17 protein-coding genes are annotated in these 20483 nt (G+C 57.5%); 6 read left to right on the top strand and 11 right to left on the bottom strand.

Annotated elements, in window-relative coordinates; genetic code table 11:
* Positions 1-44: 44 nt before the first annotated feature.
* From OSH04_RS17430 to OSH04_RS17445, 4 genes are read left to right on the top strand one after another with little or no spacing between them, the layout of a single operon-like run.
* Positions 45-1214 (top strand): acetyl-CoA acetyltransferase, encoded by a 1170-nt coding sequence (locus tag OSH04_RS17430; protein WP_266108945.1) that lies wholly within the window; start codon positions 45-47, stop codon positions 1212-1214.
* Complete coding sequence (locus tag OSH04_RS17435) at positions 1211-2833, top strand: acyl-CoA synthetase (protein WP_338150072.1); 1623 nt, start codon at positions 1211-1213, stop codon at positions 2831-2833. The genes OSH04_RS17430 and OSH04_RS17435 overlap by 4 nt, the downstream gene beginning before the upstream one ends.
* Complete coding sequence (locus tag OSH04_RS17440; RefSeq protein ID WP_266108946.1) at positions 2797-3702, top strand: PPC domain-containing DNA-binding protein; 906 nt, start codon at positions 2797-2799, stop codon at positions 3700-3702. Before OSH04_RS17435 ends, OSH04_RS17440 begins: the two co-directional genes overlap by 37 nt.
* The gene (locus OSH04_RS17445; protein ID WP_083054016.1) at positions 3702-4454 is read left to right on the top strand and encodes an SDR family NAD(P)-dependent oxidoreductase; all 753 of its coding nucleotides are present in this window, start codon (positions 3702-3704) and stop codon (positions 4452-4454) included. Before OSH04_RS17440 ends, OSH04_RS17445 begins: the two co-directional genes overlap by 1 nt.
* Positions 4455-4547: 93 nt before the next feature.
* Here OSH04_RS17445 and efp read toward each other — a convergent pair whose 3' ends face one another.
* The 11 genes from efp to prpB all read right to left on the bottom strand — a co-directional run bounded on the left by efp (position 4548) and on the right by prpB (position 17619).
* Positions 4548-5105: an elongation factor P gene (gene efp / locus OSH04_RS17450; RefSeq protein ID WP_003802564.1), complete on the bottom strand. Its 558-nt coding sequence runs from the start codon at positions 5103-5105 to the stop codon at positions 4548-4550.
* 72 nt (positions 5106-5177) lie between these two features.
* The gene (gene earP / locus OSH04_RS17455) at positions 5178-6317 is read right to left on the bottom strand and encodes an elongation factor P maturation arginine rhamnosyltransferase EarP (RefSeq protein ID WP_266108947.1); all 1140 of its coding nucleotides are present in this window, start codon (positions 6315-6317) and stop codon (positions 5178-5180) included.
* 1 nt (position 6318) lies between these two features.
* Positions 6319-7530, bottom strand: coding sequence for a DUF2863 family protein (locus OSH04_RS17460; RefSeq protein WP_009457724.1), 1212 nt, complete (start codon positions 7528-7530; stop codon positions 6319-6321).
* 236 nt (positions 7531-7766) lie between these two features.
* On the bottom strand, positions 7767-9689 hold the full coding sequence (locus tag OSH04_RS17465) for a TRAP transporter large permease (protein WP_060185716.1): 1923 nt from the start codon (positions 9687-9689) through the stop codon (positions 7767-7769).
* Positions 9686-10318 (bottom strand): TRAP transporter small permease subunit, encoded by a 633-nt coding sequence (locus tag OSH04_RS17470; protein ID WP_266108948.1) that lies wholly within the window; start codon positions 10316-10318, stop codon positions 9686-9688. The genes OSH04_RS17465 and OSH04_RS17470 overlap by 4 nt, the downstream gene beginning before the upstream one ends.
* A 138-nt stretch (positions 10319-10456) precedes the next feature.
* Positions 10457-11623, bottom strand: coding sequence for a TRAP transporter substrate-binding protein (locus OSH04_RS17475; RefSeq protein ID WP_009457721.1), 1167 nt, complete (start codon positions 11621-11623; stop codon positions 10457-10459).
* 324 nt (positions 11624-11947) lie between these two features.
* A complete protein-coding gene (gene acnB / locus OSH04_RS17480) occupies positions 11948-14533 on the bottom strand; it encodes a bifunctional aconitate hydratase 2/2-methylisocitrate dehydratase (RefSeq protein ID WP_022983544.1) in 2586 nt (861 codons plus the stop codon).
* Positions 14534-14672: 139 nt separating this feature from the next.
* Positions 14673-14948, bottom strand: a complete 276-nt coding sequence (locus OSH04_RS17485; RefSeq protein WP_009457716.1) for a GNAT family N-acetyltransferase — start codon at positions 14946-14948, stop codon at positions 14673-14675.
* 11 nt (positions 14949-14959) lie between these two features.
* Positions 14960-15361, bottom strand: a complete 402-nt coding sequence (locus OSH04_RS17490; protein ID WP_035270831.1) for a hypothetical protein — start codon at positions 15359-15361, stop codon at positions 14960-14962.
* A 90-nt stretch (positions 15362-15451) separates the two neighbouring features.
* Positions 15452-16615, bottom strand: a complete 1164-nt coding sequence (prpC, locus tag OSH04_RS17495) for a bifunctional 2-methylcitrate synthase/citrate synthase (RefSeq protein ID WP_009457712.1) — start codon at positions 16613-16615, stop codon at positions 15452-15454.
* A 104-nt stretch (positions 16616-16719) separates the two neighbouring features.
* The gene (gene prpB / locus OSH04_RS17500; RefSeq protein ID WP_083054012.1) at positions 16720-17619 is read right to left on the bottom strand and encodes a methylisocitrate lyase; all 900 of its coding nucleotides are present in this window, start codon (positions 17617-17619) and stop codon (positions 16720-16722) included.
* Positions 17620-17873: 254 nt separating this feature from the next.
* Here prpB and prpR point away from each other — a divergent pair, with 254 nt between their 5' ends.
* Complete coding sequence (gene prpR / locus OSH04_RS17505) at positions 17874-19790, top strand: propionate catabolism operon regulatory protein PrpR (protein ID WP_115634097.1); 1917 nt, start codon at positions 17874-17876, stop codon at positions 19788-19790.
* Positions 19791-19898: 108 nt separating this feature from the next.
* Entirely contained in the window at positions 19899-20399 is a 501-nt protein-coding gene (locus tag OSH04_RS17510; protein ID WP_266108949.1) for a sigma-70 family RNA polymerase sigma factor, read from the top strand.
* Positions 20400-20483: the final 84 nt, after the last annotated feature.

Genomic DNA, 20483 nt, shown 5'->3' on the forward strand with positions numbered 1-20483 from the left:
GGGCGAGCGATTCATTGATCAAATTTCTACGTTCAAGGAAAACTATGTCTGGACACGCATGTATTGTGGGATGGGCACATACCCCGTTTGGAAAGCTGGATAACATCGACATTGAAGAATTGATTCAAGCCGTGGTCAGGGATTCGATTGCGCATGCCGGCATACAGGCTAGCGACATCGATTTTGCGGCCGTGGGTGTCTATAACAATGGCTTGAATCCCCAAGGGTTCGAGGCCGGATTGCTGTCCCTGCATCAGCCTGATCTGCGTTTCACACCTGCCGTGCACGTAGAAAATGCGTGCGCCACGGGTAGTGCCGCTATTCATAGCGTGATGGATGCGATTGAAAGCGGCCGTGCCCGCATTGGTATTGCTGTCGGTGCGGAAAAAATGACGGGCGTGCCTCCTGGCCGTATTCCTGAAATTCTCAGCTCCGGCTGCTATCGCAAGGAAGAGGACAATCCGCTGGGCTTTGCGGGGATTTTTGGTCAGATCACCCAGGCTTACTTTAATCGTTATGGCGACCAGAGCCACTCTTTGGCGCAGATTGCGGCCAAGAATCACGTGAATGCCCTGGCCAATCCTTACGCCCATGTGCGCCGTGATCTGGGCCTGGAGTTCTGCGATCAGGTTTCGGAAAAGAACCCTCTGGTGGCCGGCCCGCTGCGCCGCACCGACTGCTCCATGGTGTCCGACGGGGCTGCCGCGCTGATTCTGGCCGATGAAGAAACCGCCCGTGCCTTGCGCCGCGCGATTCGCTTCCGCTCCCGAGTGCAGGTCAATGATTTCATGCCTCTGTCGCGCCGCGACCCGATTGCGTTTGAAGGGGCGCATCGTGCCTGGCAGCAGGCTCTGTCCAAAGCCGGTGTAGGCATTCTGGATCTGGATCTGGTGGAAACGCACGACTGTTTTACTACCGCCGAAATGCTGGAGTACGAAGCCATGGGTCTGGCTCCGCGTGGCGAGGGCTGGAAGGTAATTCTGGAAGGTCGCACCCGTAAGGATGGTCAGTTGCCGGTGAACGTCTCCGGTGGCCTGAAAGCTCGCGGTCACCCTCTGGGCGCAACCGGTGTTTCCATGCACGTGATGGCCGCCATGCAGCTGGCTCAGGAAGCGGGTGACATGCAGTTGCCGCAGGCGGAACTGGCCGGCATCTTCAATATGGGTGGTGCGGCTGTGGCTAACTATGTGTCGATTCTGGAACGCTTGAAATGATGACAAATGCCGTGGTACAGCCCATGTCGAATCGGGCCATGAACTTGTCGCACCTGTTGACCCAGAATGCGCGTCGTCTGCCGGATCAGCCCGCGTTGATCTGGGGTGAGGAAAGCTGGAGCTGGAAGGAGCTGGATGCCCAGGTGTCAGCTTTAGCGGCGGGCCTGAAAGCCCGTGGCGTGCAGGCTGGCAGTGCGATTCTGGTGCACTCCAAAAACAGCAACGAGATGTTCCTCTCCATGTTCGCTGCTTTCCGTCTGGGGGCGATCTGGGTGCCGACCAACTTCCGCGTCAAGCCCGAAGAGTTGCTGCATATGGTGGAGGTGTCTGGCAGCACGGTATTCCTGTGCCAGACGGACTTCCCTGAACATGCGGAAACCGTCACCCAGCATTTCCCGCAGATGGACTTGCTGTGGTTGCGCGGTACACCAGCACCAGCCGATTCGCGCCCCTTGGTGGCAGATCTGTTAAGGGATCATGCGGGTGCCGTTACGCCGAATGCCGATGTATTTTCCCACTCACCTTGCTGGCTGCTGTTTACCTCCGGTACGACGGGCAAGCCTAAGGCTGCTGTGTTGACGCACGGGCAAATGGCCTTTGTCCTGACCAATCATCTGGCTGATCTCTTGCCTGGTACTCGCAGCGAAGATGGTGGTCTGGTGCTGGCTCCCTTGTCGCATGGTGCAGGTGTGCATCAGTTGAATCTGGTGTTGCGTGGCGCAAAAACCGTGCTCTTGCCGGGCGACAGCTTCAGTACCGAACAAGCCTTTGCCTTGATCGAAAAGTACAAGCTCAGCACCTTGTTCACAGTACCGACGATTTTGAAGTTGCTGGCCGAGTGCCCGCATATCGATCAGTACGATCACTCCAGCCTGCGTCATGTGATCTATGCCGGTGCACCCATGTACGAGGCGGATTTGCGTCTGGCGCTGGAGAAGTTCGGTCCGGTGCTGGTGCAGTACTACGGCCTGGGCGAGGTGACGGGCAATATCACCGTGCTGCCGTCTTTTGATCATCAAGATGCCGATGGTCGTATCAGCCATCCCGCCAGTTGTGGCTACGAGCGTGCGGGCATGCAGGTGTCCATTCAGGACGAACAAGGTCGGGAAGTGGCGTATGGCGAAACTGGCGAGGTCTGCGTAATTGGCCCAGCCGTGTTTGCGGGCTACTACAACAATCCCAAGGCCAATGCCGAGTCCTTCCGCAATGGCTGGTTTCGCACGGGCGATATCGGTCATATGGACGAGCGTGGCTATGTGTACCTGACCGGGCGTGCTTCCGATATGTACATCTCGGGTGGCTCCAATATTTACCCGCGCGAGATTGAGGAATACATCCTGCTGCACGGTGCAATTACTGAAGTGGCGGTGGTGGGTGTGCCGGATCGTCAGTGGGGTGAAGTCGGAGTGGCAGTGTGTGTCTTGAAAGAAGGGGTCGCCTTGACGGAGACTGAGCTGCGCAGCTGGCTGAGCGAGCGCATCGCTCGCTACAAAATGCCCAAGTACATCCAGTTCTGGGATTCCCTGCCCAAGTCCGGTTACGGCAAGGTGCCCAAGCGCATGGTGAAAGATGAGCTGATGAAATGTCTGCCTCAGTTGGCGCAGGAGGCACCATGTTAAGAGAGGTCAAGCATCCTGGCGTTCAGCGGGCTCAGCCTTATATGCTGGCCCCTTGCCAGACGGAAAGTCATACCCATACCTTGCGGGCCGGGCATTCCTTGCTGGATGCCTTTCGCCTGGCGGGGGAGGCGCATGATCTGTACAGCGCGGTCGGGCGTTTCAAAGGCGGGCAGTTTGCGGACCTGCATTATGTGATGCCGGCGCTGTCTTCCTCGCCCGATCATTCGGTGTACTACAGCCAGCTTTATACACACCCCGGTCCGGTTCAGATTGAGCAGGCCAGTGTGACTCTGGGGCGCAAACCAGATGGCCAGTTATGGCTGCACTGTCATGCCGCCTGGCGTGACTCTGAAGGACAGTTGCAGGCCGGGCATATTCTCCCGGACCAAACGATTTTGGGTGGTTCGCCGGAGCTGGATATTAGCTATGTCCGCGGCGCAGCCTTTGAGACGCTGCCTTGCCCGGAAACGAATTTCAGCTTGTTCACGCCTGTCGCCAGACCCGAGCACTTGTCAGTCCAGGCTCAGCCTGAAAGCCCGAAAAGCTGGATTGTGACCTTGGCCCCGAACCAGAATATCTCGGCTGTCTTGCGGGCTATCTGTCAGGAGCTGGGCCTGACGCGTGCCGTCATCCGCGGTGGTGTCGGGAGTTTGGTCGGGGCGATCCTGGAGCCTGAGATCGTTGTCGAACCTTTCGTCACTGAGGTGCTGATTGAGGAAGGGCGGATTGACCTGAGCCTGCCCGCCGAGCAACAAGTGCAACTGGACGTGATCATTATTGATTATCAGCATGGCGTGCATCGTGGTCGTTTGAAACCGGAGGTGAACTCTGTGCTGGTGACTTTTGAAATGGTTCTGGAGGCAGCCTGATGCAACATTCCTGGATGGTAGTGACGGGGGCGGCTTCCGGTATTGGGCTGGCAACCGTTGAGCTGTTGCTGGAGCAGGGCGCGTATGTGCTGGCTCTGGATAATAATGTCGAGAAACTGGCCGCTTTGACGGAGCAGTTCAAGCACTATGGTGATCATCTGGCCGCCGAGCTGCTGGATATTACCGACGAAGCGCGTATTGCTCCTTTGCTGAAGCGCTATCACTCCCAACGTCCTGTAGGCGGCTTGGTGAATTCTGCCGGGTTTGGACGTGATGTGACGTTTCTGGAAACGGACTCTGCCTTGCTACGGGCAACCTTCGAGGTCAATGTGCTGGCGGCTTTCAGCATCAGCCGGGAAGCGGCCTTGTTGATGCGCGAGTACAAGCAGGGCGCGATTGTACATATTTCCTCGGTGTCGGGTCTGCTTGGTAATCGTGGGCGTGCCGCCTATGGCATTACCAAGGCGGGTTTGATCAACCTGACGCAGGTCATGGCCAATGAGCTGGCCCAGGAAGGCATACGGGTGAATTGTGTGTGTCCTGGTCCGATCATGACGCCATTGGCCATGCAGGTGCACACGGAGCAGGTGCAGGAAACCTGGAAATCTGCCGTGCCCATGCATCGCTATGGCACGCCGCGTGAGGTAGCGCAGGCGATCTGCTTTTTGCTGGATACCGAAAAAACAGCCTATATGACCGGGCAGATCATCAGCGTGGACGGTGGTTTTGTGAATACCGGCCTGCTGGCCTGAGGATGATGTGGTGATTCGAGCAGGCAGGAAAAAGGGGCTGTAAAAACAGCCCCTTTTTTTGCGCGTACCGCACTGGACGGTACGACGTCTTTCTTACATCACGCGGCTGCGGTATTCGCCAGTGCGGGTGTCGATTTCGATCTTGTCACCGATGTTGCAGAACAAAGGCACGCTGATTTCGGTGCCCGTGTTGATCTTGGCAGGCTTCAGCACTTTACCGGAGGTATCGCCTTTCACGGCAGGTTCGGTGTAGGTGATTTCGCGCACGATGATGGTGGGCAGTTCAACCGAAATAGCACGGCCTTCGTAGAAAACGGCCTCAACGGACATGTTTTCTTCCAGGTAATCCAGGGCGTCGCCCATGCTTTCAGCTTCGATTTCGTACTGGTTGTACTCTTCGTCCATGAAGACGTACATGGGGTCAGCAAAGTAGGAGTAAGTGCATTCGCGCTTTTCCAGCTGGACCACTTCAAATTTTTCGTCAGCTTTGTGCACGGCTTCGCTGTTCGAGCCGGTCAGCAGGTTCTTGAACTTCAATTTGACAACGGCGGAGTTGCGACCGGATTTGTTGTATTCCGTTTTCTGAACGACCAGAGGGTCGCCATTAACCATCGCGACGTTACCAACGCGCAGTTCTTGTGCGGTTTTCATTAAAAAAACTCCGAATGGGACAGGCTCCGCCAAACGCAGTGTCAGGGAGCTTTTAAGAGGTAATCCGTTATTTTAGCGTTTTCGGGCGACTTGGGTGTAAAAACTCAGCAAACTGCTGGCCAAATCGGCTTGTTCGGCCAGTTTTCCACTATAAGCACGGGCTTCTTGTTGCCATAGACGCAACACCTTGGAGTCCAGGCAGCGGCTCAAGGCAGTGACGGCACCGGCCTGATCGGCACTGCTCCAGGCCAGATGCAGGGCTTGAACCGGCTCGGGCAAATTGCTGGTATCCAGCCAGGCTTGCAGCTTGTCCAGATGGGCCTGTTCTTCCTGTACGTAAGGCTGCCACAGCATGGGCTGAGCGGCCCAGATGGCGCGTACCAGGGAGTCCTCGCCACGCACAATATTCAGCGCGCTACGCCAGAGCAGGGCATCAAAATCGGCCTGATTCACAGCGGGGATGCGCTGAACTTGCAAGTGGCCTTGCTCCAGATCCGGGATACCTTGGGCAACAGACTCGGGCACCAGCAGCAGGGTTTTCTGCTTTAGCGTGGATAGCACTTCGGGCAGGGCCAGGACGGGCGCATCGGGATAGCAGAACAGGAACATTTGCTGCATCTCGCCCTGGAGCAGAGCTTGAATGTGCTCCTGCGCCACGCCCAGACGACTCAGCATGGCCTGGTAGGCGACATCGTCCTGTTGAAAGGCATCGCGACGGGCCAGCAGATCGCTTTCACGCAGCAGCCCCCCTGTTTGCGGGACAAAGCCGGGAAAGAAAAAATATTTGTTCGCACCACCGGCTTGTGGGGAGGGCAGGCCGTGGCAGCCCTGTACCCAGGGTTCGGCGCTCAGGTAATCCAGATTGATCCACACATGGCTATCTGCCGTCAGTTGCCGTGTCATGGCTTCGGGCGGTTCGCAGGCAAAGGCCTCGATCACGAAGGGATGTGCTACGGGGTAATCTTGGCGCGCGTTGTGCCAATGCTCAATATCTACGCCCTGCAGTTGCTGGCTTTGCCGTTCGCTTTGAATTTCGGACTGGATACGGCTGAAGCTGTGCAGATCATCTACCCACAGGCGTAGCTGGGCGACCTCGGGTTTGGCCGCCAACTGACGGGCCAGCCGCCAGCACACGCCTATATCCCCCAGATTGTCGATAACACGGCAAAACAGGTCTATGGATACAGGTTGGGAAGCAGTAGCGGTGTTCAATTTAGTGCAGCTGTACGGGGTCCAGATCGATTTCGTCCGGCAGTTCCGGGTGCTGCATCTCGCCGTTGATGTCCGGGAAGAAGGGCGCGTTGCAATCGTCGCAGGTCTCGGTGGAGTGCAGGCCGGGCAGGCGCTGAATCTGGACCAGACCCAGGGTGCTGAGCAGGGCGGCAATCACGTCCGGAATGTCGATATGGTCGTCGCTGTGGAAAGAGGACTCGGCCTCTTCCTGGCTCAATACAGGCCAGATACAGCCATAAATCACGGTGGGCGAGGAAATGGTGCTAAAGCCCACGCGATATTCTTCGACTTGTTCTTCACCGCAAGCAACGATGACCGCACGCAAATGGTCGGGCGAGAGCTTCACGGCTGTTTGCAGCCAGGTGATACCGGCCTTCAGGGCCAGTGGGCGAATCTCGCGGTCCGACTCGCGGTTATTGACGTAATAAGCGTTGGGAGCCAGAAACTGCAGCTGGCAGCCGGTAAACAACGGCGTGACGATGGCGGAGTAACGCTCCACCCATTGCTCTACCCAGCGCAGGTGGTCGGCTTGCAGATTGTCGCTGGATTGTTGCCAGCGAAACAGGGGCTGACCGACCGGAGCCATAACCACACCAATCAGAAAGCGGGCGTCGGCCAACAGGCTGCTGGCTTCTTCGGGTTTGTTCAGTGGAGCAGGCTCCTGGCTGCGGCCCAGAGCTTGCGCAGTCAGGCTGCGCGTCCAGGCGTAAGCCTGCTGGTAGGTCTGCGGCATCTCGTCGTAATTGACCAGATTGGGCAGCAGGGCGCACATTGTGCCTTCGGCCAGAACCGTGGCGCGCAAGGCCTCTTCCAGTTCCTTGTGTTGCTGGGGTTTCAATACTCCCTGGGGCAGTTGATAGCGTGTCCAGGCGGTCAGCGGGGCCGAAAACAGCAGGGCGTCGTACAGCACACCGTCATGCTCGATTTGCTGACATTCGGCGTGGGACTCGGCCAGTTCCATCAGGATTTCGTAATGCTGGTTTTGTTGCTGGCTGCCCAGCAGTTCCAGTGTCTGTTCAACCGCTGTATTGCGGCGCCCGCTATAGAGCTTGTCCAGCAATTGAGCGGTCAGCCCTTGCCAATAGCGATCTTCGATCTGCGAGCCGGAACGTACCAGTGCGTCGGTGTAATTGATCAGACGCTGGATTTCTTTGGGTTGTTGGGCGAGCAGTTTGGAATTGAGTTGCGACATGGACATACAAAACCGAGAGAGGGACAAGCTAGTTTACCCTTTGCCACGACCGGGGTGTGTGAATGAGGGTAGCCCCTAGGGGATGGCTGGTAGAGTTCTGGTGCTTGCAAAATAGAGGCTGGCGATAATTTGTGACTTATCAGGCATGTACGCGAGGTGCCGCCTCCATGCACCCGGCGCCTCCCCTGTGATAGCGGGGGAGGCGCCGGGCCCGGTCCGATGTTGGCAGGTTGCGATCAGTACAACACGCTAGGTAGCCACAGGCCGATGCCAGGGAACAGGTACAGGATGATGATCGCCAGGATCTGGATACCCATGAAGGGCATCATGCCCAGGAAAATCTGGTTCAGGGTGACATGGGGTGGCGAGACGCCCTTCAGGTAGAAAGCCGACATGGCAACCGGTGGTGACAGGAATGCGGTTTGCAGGTTCAGGGCGACGAGCAGGCCGAAGAACAGGGGGTCGATCTGATAGTGCGCCAGCAGTGGCAGGAAGATGGGCATGAAGATGATGATGATCTCTGTCCATTCCAGCGGCCAACCCAGCAGGAAAATAACGATCTGCGCCAGGATCATGAACTGAATGGGGGTCAGATCCATGGACAGCACCCAGCCATTGATCAGTTCCTGACCACCCAGCAGGGCGAAGGCGGCCGAGAAAATACTGGAACCGACGAACAGCCAGCAGACCATGGCACTGGTCTTGGCGCTGAGGTACACCGATTCGCGCACCATGGAGAAATTCAAGCGGCGATAGGCGAAGGCCAGCAGGATGCCGCCCAAGGCACCCAAGGCCGCCGCCTCGGTGGGAGTGCACAGGCCAACGATAATACTGCCCAGTACGGCAAGGATCAGCATGGTCAGCGGAAAGAAGGAACTGAGCAGCATCTTGAAGATTTCCAGCCGTGCGAAGTTCAGCATGGCGTAGTAGCACAACAAGGCCAGACTGCCCACGATCAGAAAGATCCAGAATGTCATTGGCGCGGCTTGGCGCTCTGCCGTAGTGGTTTCTTCGGCTGCCTCTGCTGCAGCTGCGGGAGCTTCTGCGCCCGGTTCGCTGGCACCCAGCGCCACGAGTGGCTCGCTGCCTTCAGGTTCGGATAAACCGCCAGCACCCGGAGGTTCTGCCAGCCCACCGCCACTGTAGTCACTGTCGAAGTTATTGAAACCGCCGCCCATTTCCTGCAGCTCGTAGTGCTCGGCTACTTTGGGTGCAGTGACCGACTGGTAGCTAAAGCCCATGACAGCGATGAAGATCACAGCGGGCAGCAAGGCCACGGCCAGATTCTTGACCAGCAGCTTCATGGGCACGTCGACGTTGCGAGGCCCCTTCATGGCGTTGATCAGGCCGGGTACAGCACGGTCTGTAATGGTCTCCTTGATGGTTTGTGCGAAGGCTGGCAGAGGCACGATCCGGTCTTCCGCGGAAAGCGGAGGCGCGACACTGGGCTTGAGCTTGGCCAGAATGATGACGTACACCACGTACAGGACGGCCAGCATCAGGCCGGGGAAGAAGGCCCCGGCATACAGTTTCACGACCGAGACACCCGCGACGGCGCCGTACAGGATCAGGAGTACGGAGGGGGGCAGCAAAATGCCCAGGCAGCCCCCAGCGGTAATGGAGCCAGCCGTTAGCTGCACGCTGTAACCCGCTCGCAGCATGGCGGGCATGGCCAGTAGCCCCATCAGAGTCACCACTGCCCCCACAATGCCCGTGGCCGTGGCAAAGATGGCACAGGTGGCAATGGTGGCTACAGCCAGCGAACCTGGAATTCGTGCCATGGCCAGGTGCATGCCCTGGAACAGGCTCTGGATCAGGTTGGCGCGTTCAACCAGGTAACCCATGAAGATGAACAGAGGCACCGCAATCAGCACGTCGTTGGTCATGACGGCGTAGGTGCGCAGAACCATCAGGTCCAGGGTCTGCTGGATTGCTTGCTGCGTGCCCATGTCGCGATAGGCCAGCCAGGTAAAGATCACCCCCATCCCCATCAGGGTGAAGGCAGTGGGAAAGCCCAGCATGATGGTGACGACAATCAGGGCCAGCATGAGCAGGCCCAAATGGCCGTTGCTCATGTCTGCTGGCGCTGGCATGAAGATGGCAATGCTCAGGACAATGCCGATCAGTATGGTGAGCCCGAACCAGATTTCTTTTCTCATGTTGGACTCCCTTTCTTGCCGTCGCCTGTGACAAAGGCATCCAGTTTCTCAATGTCATCGCTTTTGACGTCCACCATATCCATGAGCTTGTCGACATCGACTTCCTCAACGTCCTTGTCGCGCGAAGGCCATTTTCCGTTTCGCAGGCAGCGTACGCAGTACACCATTTCCACGAAGCTTTGCAGCAGAAGGCAGAAGCCGGCCAGCGGGATGATGGCCTTGAACGGGTAGATGGGCGGTCCGTTGGCCGTGATATTGGAGTGCTCCGTGATGGCCCAGGACTCGGCTGCGAAGTAGTAACCGGCCCAGAACATGGCGACCACACCAGGGATGAAGAACAGGATGTACAGGATCAGATCCAGGGCTGCCTGCAGACGGGGTGGAAAAAAGCCGTACAGCACATCCCCGCGTACATGGCCGTTCTTGGAGAGCGTGTAGGCACCGGCCATCATGAACAGGCCACCGTACAGCATGTTCATCATGTCAAAGGCCCAGGCGTGCGGGTTGGAGAGCACGTATCGAGAGAAGACCTCGAAGGAAACGAACAGGGTCAATGCCAGGACTAGCCAGCCGAACAACTGGCCTATCCACGTATTGAACCGGTCGATAAAGACCAGAATTTTCTGCATGGTAGGTTCACCTTGCTAGCGCGGAAAGGGTCTGATGCGTGTCGGCTGCGGCTTGGGGCGCGGCCGGCCTGGAGTGGGGAAGGAGACGTCATCCACATCCGGCTGGACGGGATGACGCAGTGCAATTGCCGTTAGGGGTCAGCTCTTTGCTTGGGGAGCCTTGCGACCGAAGTAGTGGTTGTAGGCCATACGGCGGTTATTGTTGGTGTCCATGTCCCACGCCATGGCGCGTGCCGCGAACGCTCGTTGCGATGCGTCGATTTCCTTGAAAAGGGGGTTGGTTTCGGCCTTCTTGGCAACGATCTGGTCCCACACGACCAGTTGTTGCTGCAGGATGGTGTCGGGCGTTTTGTAGAATTTGACGCCGTCTTCCTTTTGCAGGCGTTGGTAGTCCTGCGAATAACGGTCCACCGCCTTCCAGGACATGTCGGCCGATGCGGCCTCCACGGCGTTGTCGACGATGGCTTTCAGCTGTGTCGGCAAGGCGTTGTACTTGTCCTTGTTGAACATGATCTCGAAGGTTTCCGAGGCCTGGTGAAAGCTTTGCAACATGCAGACCTTGGACACGTCCGGAAAGCCCAGAGCGCGGTCCGAGGCGGCGTTATTGAACTCCGCACCATCGAGCAGGCCGCGGTCCAGTGCCGGAACAATTTCACCGCCCGGCAAAGCATTGACGGCCGCGCCCATTTCAGTGAACAGGTCGATAGCCAGGCCATTAGTGCGGAACTTCAGACCCTTGAGGTCTTCAGTCTTGGTGATGGGCTTTTTGAACCAGCCGAACGGTTGCGTGGGCATCGGGCCGGTCAGGAAGGAGACGACATTGCCACCGATGGCATCGTACAGCTTGGCCAGTAGCTCCTTGCCACCGCCATACTTGTGCCATGCCAGGACCATATTGGCGTCCATGCCGAAGGCCGGTCCTGACGAAAACAAGGCCAGGGCGTTCTGCTTGCCGTAGTTGTAACCCAGCACGCCGTGGCCCCCGTCCAGCGTTCCCTTGGAGACGGCATCCAGCAGGCCAAAGGCCGGTACAACAGCCCCTGCCGGCAAAACTTCGATTTTCAGATCTCCACCGGTCATGTCGTTGATCTTCTTGGCGAAATCAAGAGCGAATTCGTGGAAGATGTCGACGGTGGGCCAAGTGCTTTGGAAGCGGAAGTTGATGGGACCCTGCGCGCGAGCGATGGCAGGAAAGCCCATCGTTGCTGCAGCCGCGGTGCCGGCTGCAGCACCGCTCAGGAACTTGCGCCGGGATGCGCCAGTTTGTGCTTGAGGCGCGGTGCTTTTTTTGATCCTGTTTCTCATGAGGTGTGTCTCCGAAGTGGCTGTAAGCGTTCGAGAGCAAACTGCAGCAATCTGATGTGTTTTCAGCTTTATTTCAGTCTTCTTTCAGTTTGCTTTCAGCTTTATATGCGATTCGAACACTGGCCGTACATAAGGAGTAACCACAATGATGATAGGGGTATACCCGTGGGCAGATAAGCGTGAGTGAGTGCACCTTTAGCGACGGGCGGGCTGTGCTGAACAGGCTTTTTACAGGCCTCTTGAGAGGGAAGTCATTTCAAACAGGCAAAGAAAAACGCCTTCGCCGCATGAAGCGGCGAAGGCGTTTTTTGCAAGCGCTAGGGCTTACAGACCTACGGAGTCAGCAATTTCCTTGAACTCTTCGATCTGGTCGAAGTTCATGTAGCGATAGATGTCTTCGCTATTGGCTTGCAGAACGCCCATGTCGGCCAGGTACTCTTCGCGGGTCGGGATGCGGCCCAGACGCGAGCAGATGGCAGCCAGTTCAGCCGAACCCAGGAACACGTTGGTGTTCTTGCCCAGACGGTTGGGGAAGTTACGGGTGCTGGTGGACATGACGGTGGCGCCTTCGCGAACCTGTGCCTGGTTACCCATGCACAGCGAGCAACCGGGCATTTCCATACGAGCACCAGCTACGCCCAGAACGCCGTAGTGGCCTTCTTCGCTCAGTTGTTGCTGGTCCATCTTGGTCGGAGGAGCGACCCACAGACGGGTTGGAATGTCGCGCTTGCCTTCCAGCAGCTTGGAGGCAGCACGGAAGTGACCGATGTTGGTCATGCAGCTACCGATAAACACTTCGTCGATCACGGTGCCGGACACGTCGGACAGCGTCTTCACGTCGTCTGGGTCGTTCGGGCAAGCCACGATAGGTTCGTGAATTTCAGCCAGATCGATATCGATCACAGCGGCGTATTCAGCGTCTGCATCGGGCTCCAGCAGTTCCGGGTTGGCCAGCCAGGCTTCCATGCCCTTGATACGACGGGAGATAGTGCGCTCGTCTTCGTAGCCATTGGCAATCATCCACTTGAGCAGCGTGATGTTGCTGTTCAGGTATTCGATGATGGGCTCTTTGCTCAGGCGCACGGTACATGCAGCAGCGGAGCGCTCGGCCGAAGCGTCGGACAGCTCGAAAGCCTGTTCGATCTTCAGGTTGGGCAGACCTTCGATTTCCAGAATGCGACCGGAGAAGATGTTCTTCTTGCCGGCTTTCTCAACGGTCAGCAAGCCTTGCTTGATGGCGTACAGAGGAATGGCGTTAACCAGGTCACGCAGGGTGACGCCGGGCTGCATTTCGCCCTTGAAGCGCACCAGCACGGATTCTGGCATGTCCAGAGGCATCACACCGGTAGCAGCGGCAAAGGCCACCAGACCGGAACCAGCGGGGAAGCTGATGCCGATAGGGAAACGGGTGTGCGAGTCGCCGCCAGTGCCCACGGTATCGGGCAACAACATGCGGTTCAGCCAGGAGTGGATGATACCGTCGCCTGGACGCAGGGAAACACCACCGCGTGTGCTGATGAAAGCAGGCAGTTCGTGGTGAGTCTTAACGTCAACAGGTTTGGGGTAAGCAGCGGTGTGGCAGAAGGACTGCATTACCAGATCGGACGAGAAGCCCAGGCAAGCCAGGTCTTTCAGTTCGTCGCGAGTCATTGGGCCAGTCGTGTCCTGGCTGCCAACGGTGGTCATGCGTGGTTCGCAGTAGGTACCGGGACGCACGCCCTGGCCTTCAGGCAGACCGCAAGCACGGCCAACCATCTTCTGGGCCAGGGAGAAGCCTTTACCGGAGTCGGCAGGGCTTTGTGGCAGGCGGAACAGGGTGGTTGGGGGCAGACCCAGTGCTTCGCGAGCACGGGTGGTCAGGCCACGGCCAATGATCAGGGGAATACGGCCACCGGCGCGCACTTCGTCAAACAGGACGTCGGACTTGACCTGGAATTCGGAGATCAGTTCGCCATTCTTGAAGGCCTTGCCTTCGTAGGGACGCAGTTCCACCACGTCGCCCATTTCCATTTTGGAAACGTCCAGTTCGATAGGCAAAGCGCCGGCATCTTCCATGGTGTTGTAGAAGATAGGAGCAATCTTGCTGCCCAGACACACGCCACCAAAGCGCTTGTTGGGAACGAAAGGAATGTCTTCGCCGGTGAACCACAACACGGAGTTGGTGGCCGATTTACGCGAAGAACCGGTACCGACCACGTCGCCCACGTAGGCAACCAGGTGGCCCTTTTCTTTCAGGGATTCGATAAAGCTGACAGGACCTTTCTTGCCGGGCTCTTCAGGTTCGATACCTGGGCGTGGGTTCTTCAGCATGGCCAGAGCGTGCAGCGGAATGTCCGGGCGGCTCCAGGCGTCAGGGGCGGGGGACAGATCGTCCGTGTTGGTCTCGCCGGTGACTTTGAAAACGGTCACGGTCAGGCTTTCTGGAACTTCAGGACGGCTGGTGAACCACTCGCCGTCGGCCCAGCTTTGCAGCACTTCTTTTGCAAAGGCATTGCCCTTTTCGGCTTTTTCCTGAACGTCGTGGAAAGAGTCAAACATCAACAGGGTGTTTTTCAGGCCGTTAGCGGCGATCTGGCCCAGTTCGGGCGAATCCAGCAGATCGATCAGCGGGCTGATGTTGTAGCCACCCAGCATGGTTCCCAGCAGCTCAGTGGCACGCTCGCGGCTGATCAAAGCACAGGTTTCTGTGCCCAGCGCGATGGCGGCCAGGTAGGAGGCTTTCACTTTGGCAGCATCGTCCACACCGGCGGGGACGCGGTGCGTCAGCAGGTCGACCAGAAATGCTTCCTCACCGGCAGGTGGGTTCTTGATGAGCTCGATCAGCTCGGCGGTCTGCTGAGCCGACAAAGGCAGCGGGGGAATGCCCAGAGCAGCGCGCTCGGCAACATGTTCGCGGTAAGAGTCCAGCATAGTGCGGGTGCCTATCGGTAAATGGTTGATATGAAAATGCAATAAATCGCGTGTTGCCCCAATTGTAATTTGAAGCGCGCAGCGAAGCAATGGTCTTATATCTTATATAAGACTTACGGGAACCTGAATATTGCCGGGCTCAGGCCAGCAAGTCGGCGTATTCAGGGTGGCGGCGGAAATAGACCACGGCATAGCTGCAAACGGGGCGCACTTTCCACTGTTGGTTTTTTGCCGTTTCCAATGCGAAGCGGGTCAGTTGCCCCGCAATGCCGCGGCCTTCCAGCTCGGGCGGCACACGGGTGTGGGTGATGCTCATGACAGCATCGTCCAGTTCGTATTCGATCACGCTGCGGCGGTTTTCAATGTCGCAGTAAAACAGACGCGCTTGCGGGTCGTGGTGGATCTCGGTAGTCATGGCAGACTCCTTCAAGTGGGGTTGGAGTGCAGGGCGATCAGAATCCAAACAGCCAGCATGGCGATCATGCCCAGAAAGCAGCCGCCCCACAGCCCCATCAGGGGCCATTTGATGCCCATGGGGACATCATCGGGTTGCACGTGCTTGAGTAGCCGGTTGGCATTGCCAAACAGCGAGTTTTGGCGTTTGGGGAAATTCAGACGTAAAAAATAATCCAGCAGTACGCCTGCCTTCAGCGAAAAACTGAGTTTTTCCCAGGGGTACTGATCCAGATAGGGATGACGCAACACCTGGTTGCTGCGGCGCAGATTGAAAAGCAGTAAATAAGCGCCGGAGACCAGACTGGTCAAGGCACAGGCAATCATCAAGGTGCCGGCCAGCGGCAGGGCGTAGCGTACAAATTCAGAGAGCATGGAAGTCACCAGCAAGACGGCCCCGCGTGCGCAATGCAGCGGGGCCGTGTGGGTTAGATCACAGGCAAATAATAGCCCAGGATCTGTGACTTATGGGCGCTGATCCAGAGGCACAAAGCTCTGGTTTTCAGGGCCAATGTAGTTGGCGGTAGGACGAATAATCTTGTTGTCCACGCGCTGCTCAATGATGTGAGCCGCCCAGCCAGCCGTACGCGCGATCACGAACAAAGGCGTGAACATGGCAGTAGGGACACCCATGGTGTGGTAGGACACGGCCGAGAACCAGTCCAGGTTGGGGAACATTTTCTTCACTTCCCACATCACGCTTTCCAGACGTTCGGCAATGTCGAACATGCGGGTGTTGCCATCGGCCACGGCCAGCTCTTTGGCCACCGATTTGATCACTTCGTTGCGTGGGTCGGAGATGGTGTAGACGGGGTGACCGAAGCCAATAATGACTTCCTTGTTTTCCACGCGCTTGCGGATGTCTTCTTCAGCCTGATCGGGGTTCTCGTAGCGCTTCTGGATTTCAAAAGCCACTTCGTTTGCGCCACCGTGCTTGGGGCCGCGCAGGGCACCGATCGCACCGGCAATCGCGGAGTAGAAGTCCGAACCTGTACCGGCGATAACGCGGCTGGTAAAGGTGGAGGCGTTGAACTCGTGCTCGGCGTACAGGTTCAGCGAGACATGCATGGCTTTTTCCCACTCGGCCGATGGCTTCTCACCGTGCAGCAGGTGCAGGAAGTGCGCGCCGATACTGTCGTCGTCGGTCTGTACGTCGATCATCTCGCCGTTGTGGCTGTAGTGGTACCAGTACAGCAGGGCCGAACCCAGGCAAGCCATCAGACGGTCGGCGATGTCGCGTGCGTCGGGCAGGTTGTGGTCGTCTTTTTCAGGCAGCACGCAGCCCAGAACCGACACGGCAGTACGCATCACGTCCATGGGGTGGCTGTGGGCAGGCAGGGTTTCCAGCGCGGTTTGCAGGGCCAGAGGCAGGCCACGCAGACGCTTGAGCTTTTGTTTGTACGCGCGCAGTTCGTCGCGGTTGGGCAGTTTGCCGTGGATCAGCAAATGAGCCACTTCTTCAAATTCGCAAGCCTGGGCCAGGTCCAAGATATCGTAGCCGCGGTAGTGCAGATCATTGCCACTGCGACCGACCGTGCACAAGGCGGTATTGCCTGCAACAACGCCAGACAGGGCAACAGATTTCTTGGGCTTGAAGCCAGTGCTAGGGGTGTTCTCAGTACTGCTCATAAAGGTCTCCTGGTTGCTGGGCAGCCAGCACGAGGCTGGCTGCTGAATGGGGTATTACCCGCGCGACGGCCCAGTCAAGGGGCCGGGTGGGAGCCTGTGGTGGCTCAGGACTTCTTGTTTTTCTGGAACAGCTTGTCGAGGCTTTGCTCGTAAGCATGGTAGCCGATACGATCGTACAGTTCTTCACGAGTCTGCATCAAATCGATGACATTTTTTTGATGTCCGTCACGACGGATCGCCTGGTAGACAGTTTCGGCGGCCTTGTTCATGGCGCGGAAGGCAGACAGGGGGTAGAGCACCATGGCGACATTGGCCGAAGCCAGCTCTTCCACCGTGAACAATGGGGTTTGACCGAACTCGGTAATGTTGGCCAGCACGGGCACATCCAGCGTTTCGGTAAAGCGACGGTAGGTGTCCAGGTCGTAGCAAGCTTCAGCAAAAATGCCGTCTGCACCTGCTTCCACGCAAGCCTGGGCACGTTCCAGAGCAGCGTCTACGCCTTCGACGGCAATCGCGTCTGTACGAGCCATGATGAAGAACTCGGGATCGGTACGGGCGTCAACAGCGGCTTTCACGCGGTCGGCCATTTCACCAGTGCTGACGATTTCTTTGCCGGGGCGGTGACCGCAACGCTTGGCGCCAACCTGATCTTCAATGTGGCAAGCGGCAGCGCCGAACTTGATCAGGCTTTTGATCGTGCGGGCAATGTTGAAGGCCGAAGCGCCAAAGCCGGTATCAATGTCCACCATCAAAGGCAGATCGCACACATCGGTAATGCGACGAATGTCGGTCAGCACGTCGTCCAGCGTGTTAATGCCCAGATCAGGCAAACCCAAAGAGCCAGCCGCGACACCGCCACCCGACAAGTAGATGGCGCGGTAGCCGGCGCGTTGGGCCAGCAAAGCGTGGTTGGCGTTGATGGCGCCGATGATTTGCAAAGGCTGTTCTTCACGTAGGGCCTGGCGGAAACGGGCGCCTGCCGATGTCAGTTGGTTTTGGCTCATTTGGGGCTCCAGATCACAAGATATAAAAATGTCGTCAGCGTAGTGCTGCGATGGGTTGGTTCTACTAAAGCAAATGCTGTGCCAAGTTCAAATATGGGGGCGATGAAAAGCCTGAACCCAGAGGAGGCGGGGATTTCTCGCGTGGTGTGATGTCGTCGCTCCCTTCCAGGAATATTGTCTTTTCCTGTTTTGTGTTTCAATATTGAAACGTAATTTGAAACAGTGTCGCATTATTGAAGCCCGGGTGAAACCATATGCCTTATCCTTCCTCCCCGCCTGCGCGTCTGCGTCTGGTAGCTTTTGGCCTGCATGGACTGCGTTCTCTATTGGAAGAGCTGGTGCCGCAGTTTCGCGCTCAGGCCGAAATACTGATTGTGGACAAGGCCTATGGAGAGGCCGTGGAGGCCGTGCAGGTTTTGCGACAAACAGGCGAAATTGACGTGCTGGTGTCTGCCGGTTCCAACGGCAGTTATTTGCGCGAACATCTGGACTTGCCGGTGGTGTTGGTCCATCCCGGTGGCTTCGACATTATGGGCAGTCTGGCCTCGGCACAGGCAGAGCGCAAAGCGGTGGTGACCTATGGTGAAATGCCGCTGGAGCTGATGGAGTTCGTGCAGCGTTTTGATCTGCCTGTGGAGTTACGTAGCTATCGCAGCGAGGCTGATGCGCGTAGCTGTGTCCAGGATTTGAAAGAGTTGGGAGTGGAGTGGGTGCTGGCACCCGGTCTGGTGGTGGATCTGGCGCGCGAGAATCAGATGGAAGGCGTGTTGCTGTATTCACAAGGAGCGGTGCGACAGGCTCTGGAATCCGCTATCGAACTGGCTCGTGTGGCTCGCGCTGAGGCTGCTCGCCGGGATCGCTTGAATACGATTCTGGCGCAGTTGCGTGACGGCGTGGTGTCAGTGGACAGGGACGAGCGGATTGAAACCGTGAACCCGGCGATGGAAGCCTGGTTGGGCCAACCGGCTCAAGCCATGATTGGCCGTCGTTTGGGTTCCTTGTATCCCGAGCTGGATCTGGCTGGCACGCTGCGCAGTCTGGAGGTGCAGTTGGATACGGTGCAGCAAGTAGGTGGACGTACCGCGATCGTGACCCGTATGCCGATTCTGGAGCAGGGGCGCTTGAGCGGGGCAGTGCTACTTTGCCAGGACCCGGCAGCGATTCAACGACTGGACCGCAGCTTGCGTTCACGCAGTCAGCAAGCCGCATCGCGTCATGCCCGTTACGAGCTATCTGATCTGGTGGGGCAAAGCTCGCCCATGCGCAAGCTGCGTGCTCAAGCCCAGGCTTGCGCCCAAAGTACAGCCACAACCTTGATTATTGGTGAAAGCGGCACAGGCAAGGAATTGCTGGCTCAAGGCATTCACAGCGCCAGCGCCAGACGCGCGCAACCCTTTGTGGCCGTGAACTGCGCGGCTTTCCCGGACAGCCTGTTGGAAAGCGAGCTGTTCGGGTATGTGGAGGGGGCATTTACCGGCTCCAGTCGAGGTGGCAAGGTGGGGCTGGTGGAAGCGGCCCACACCGGCACCCTGTTTCTGGACGAGATCGGCGAAATGCCCTTGCCGCTACAAACCCGTTTGCTGCGTGTGCTGCAAGAAAAAGAAGTGCTGCGTATCGGGGCGATTGAGCCAACGCCGGTAGATGTGCGCGTGATTGCGGCTACTCACCGCGATCTGGCCGCGCAGGTTAAAGAAGGCGTGTTCCGCCAGGATCTGTTTTATCGACTGAACATCCTGGTGCTGCGTTTGCCGCCTTTGCGTCTGCGCACCCAGGACTTGCCGGAGTTGGTGGAGCATTTATTGGCCAAGGTTGCCCAACGTCTGGGTGGTGCAATCACGCTCAACTCGCAGTGGATGGCGGAGCTGCTCGAACTAGGCCGCCACTACACATGGCCGGGCAATATTCGCGAACTGGAAAACCTGATCGAACGCTTGATGGTCCTGGGCACAGTGCAAGGCGATCAGGCTGTGGTGCTGGAAGATATTGCGCCTGAGTTGCGGGCCGTGGTGAGCGAGCCCGCCTTGCCAGCCTTGCGTGATCAGCAGGAGCGCAGTGAACAAGAGCATCTGGCCAAAGTACTGGAAGAGTGTGGTGGCAACCGCGCCTTGGCGGCACAGCGGCTGGGGATTAGCCGTAGTACCTTGTGGCGGAAGTTGCGTAAAACGGAGTAGCTATCGGGTCGCTCCTGTGCTCGGAAATGATAAATTGATACGTCAGCTCATTATGAATGAGAATCATTGTTATTATGTCGACTTTCATTCTTTTGCAGCTTGTTCCGTATGCCCCGATCATCCGCGCCCAAGAAAACGTGGCTCGCTCATTACATTGAGCTGGTTGCGGCGTGGCGTCGGAAAGCACCTCATGAAGATAGCGAAGACGCTATGCAGGATGCAGCGCTGCGCTTATTGGAAAATGCTGCGGCTACGGTTGAAAATCCGCGCGCGTATCTGAAGCGCAGCACCGCCAACGGCGTTATTGACCGTTATCGCCGCCAGGCGATTTTGCCTACCACTCCTTTGCACGAACTGGACGAGCATGAGCATCCGCAGGCCCCGGAGTTGGAGTCGGAGTTGGTCTCGCGGCAAATGCTGGCAGACTTGAAAAGCGCTCTGAATGAGTTGCCTTTGGTGTGTCAGCAGGTCTATGTGCGTCATCGCATTGAAGGCTGGACGCATGCGGAGATCGCGAGTGCCATGGGCATTTCCCGCTCGGTCGTCGAAAAGCACATGAGCCGCACGCTGCGCCATTTGAATAAAAAGTTACAGAAATATGCCTCTTGAACCGACAAATTGTTCGGGTCTTACCCCTTCTCGAACGTCTATAGGTATGAAGGGGTATATTTCCATGCGACTGCTTTGTTGTGC

Source organism: Alcaligenes nematophilus (assembly GCF_026344155.1).
Lineage (GTDB): Bacteria > Pseudomonadota > Gammaproteobacteria > Burkholderiales > Burkholderiaceae_B > Alcaligenes > Alcaligenes phenolicus.

Excerpts from the sequence above, each read along its gene's own strand:
- OSH04_RS17430 (WP_266108945.1), top strand. The coding sequence starts at position 45 with ATGTCTGGACACGCATGTATTGTGGGATGGGCACATACCCCGTTTGGA.
- OSH04_RS17435 (WP_338150072.1), top strand. The coding sequence starts at position 1,211 with ATGATGACAAATGCCGTGGTACAGCCCATGTCGAATCGGGCCATGAAC.
- OSH04_RS17440 (WP_266108946.1), top strand. The coding sequence starts at position 2,797 with ATGTCTGCCTCAGTTGGCGCAGGAGGCACCATGTTAAGAGAGGTCAAG.
- OSH04_RS17445 (WP_083054016.1), top strand. The coding sequence starts at position 3,702 with ATGCAACATTCCTGGATGGTAGTGACGGGGGCGGCTTCCGGTATTGGG.
- efp (WP_003802564.1), bottom strand. The coding sequence starts at position 5,105 with ATGAAAACCGCACAAGAACTGCGCGTTGGTAACGTCGCGATGGTTAAT.
- OSH04_RS17460 (WP_009457724.1), bottom strand. The coding sequence starts at position 7,530 with ATGTCGCAACTCAATTCCAAACTGCTCGCCCAACAACCCAAAGAAATC.
- OSH04_RS17465 (WP_060185716.1), bottom strand. The coding sequence starts at position 9,689 with ATGAGAAAAGAAATCTGGTTCGGGCTCACCATACTGATCGGCATTGTC.
- OSH04_RS17470 (WP_266108948.1), bottom strand. The coding sequence starts at position 10,318 with ATGCAGAAAATTCTGGTCTTTATCGACCGGTTCAATACGTGGATAGGC.
- OSH04_RS17475 (WP_009457721.1), bottom strand. The coding sequence starts at position 11,623 with ATGAGAAACAGGATCAAAAAAAGCACCGCGCCTCAAGCACAAACTGGC.
- acnB (WP_022983544.1), bottom strand. The coding sequence starts at position 14,533 with ATGCTGGACTCTTACCGCGAACATGTTGCCGAGCGCGCTGCTCTGGGC.
- OSH04_RS17485 (WP_009457716.1), bottom strand. The coding sequence starts at position 14,948 with ATGACTACCGAGATCCACCACGACCCGCAAGCGCGTCTGTTTTACTGC.
- OSH04_RS17490 (WP_035270831.1), bottom strand. The coding sequence starts at position 15,361 with ATGCTCTCTGAATTTGTACGCTACGCCCTGCCGCTGGCCGGCACCTTG.
- prpC (WP_009457712.1), bottom strand. The coding sequence starts at position 16,615 with ATGAGCAGTACTGAGAACACCCCTAGCACTGGCTTCAAGCCCAAGAAA.
- prpB (WP_083054012.1), bottom strand. The coding sequence starts at position 17,619 with ATGAGCCAAAACCAACTGACATCGGCAGGCGCCCGTTTCCGCCAGGCC.
- prpR (WP_115634097.1), top strand. The coding sequence starts at position 17,874 with ATGCCTTATCCTTCCTCCCCGCCTGCGCGTCTGCGTCTGGTAGCTTTT.
- OSH04_RS17510 (WP_266108949.1), top strand. The coding sequence starts at position 19,899 with ATGCCCCGATCATCCGCGCCCAAGAAAACGTGGCTCGCTCATTACATT.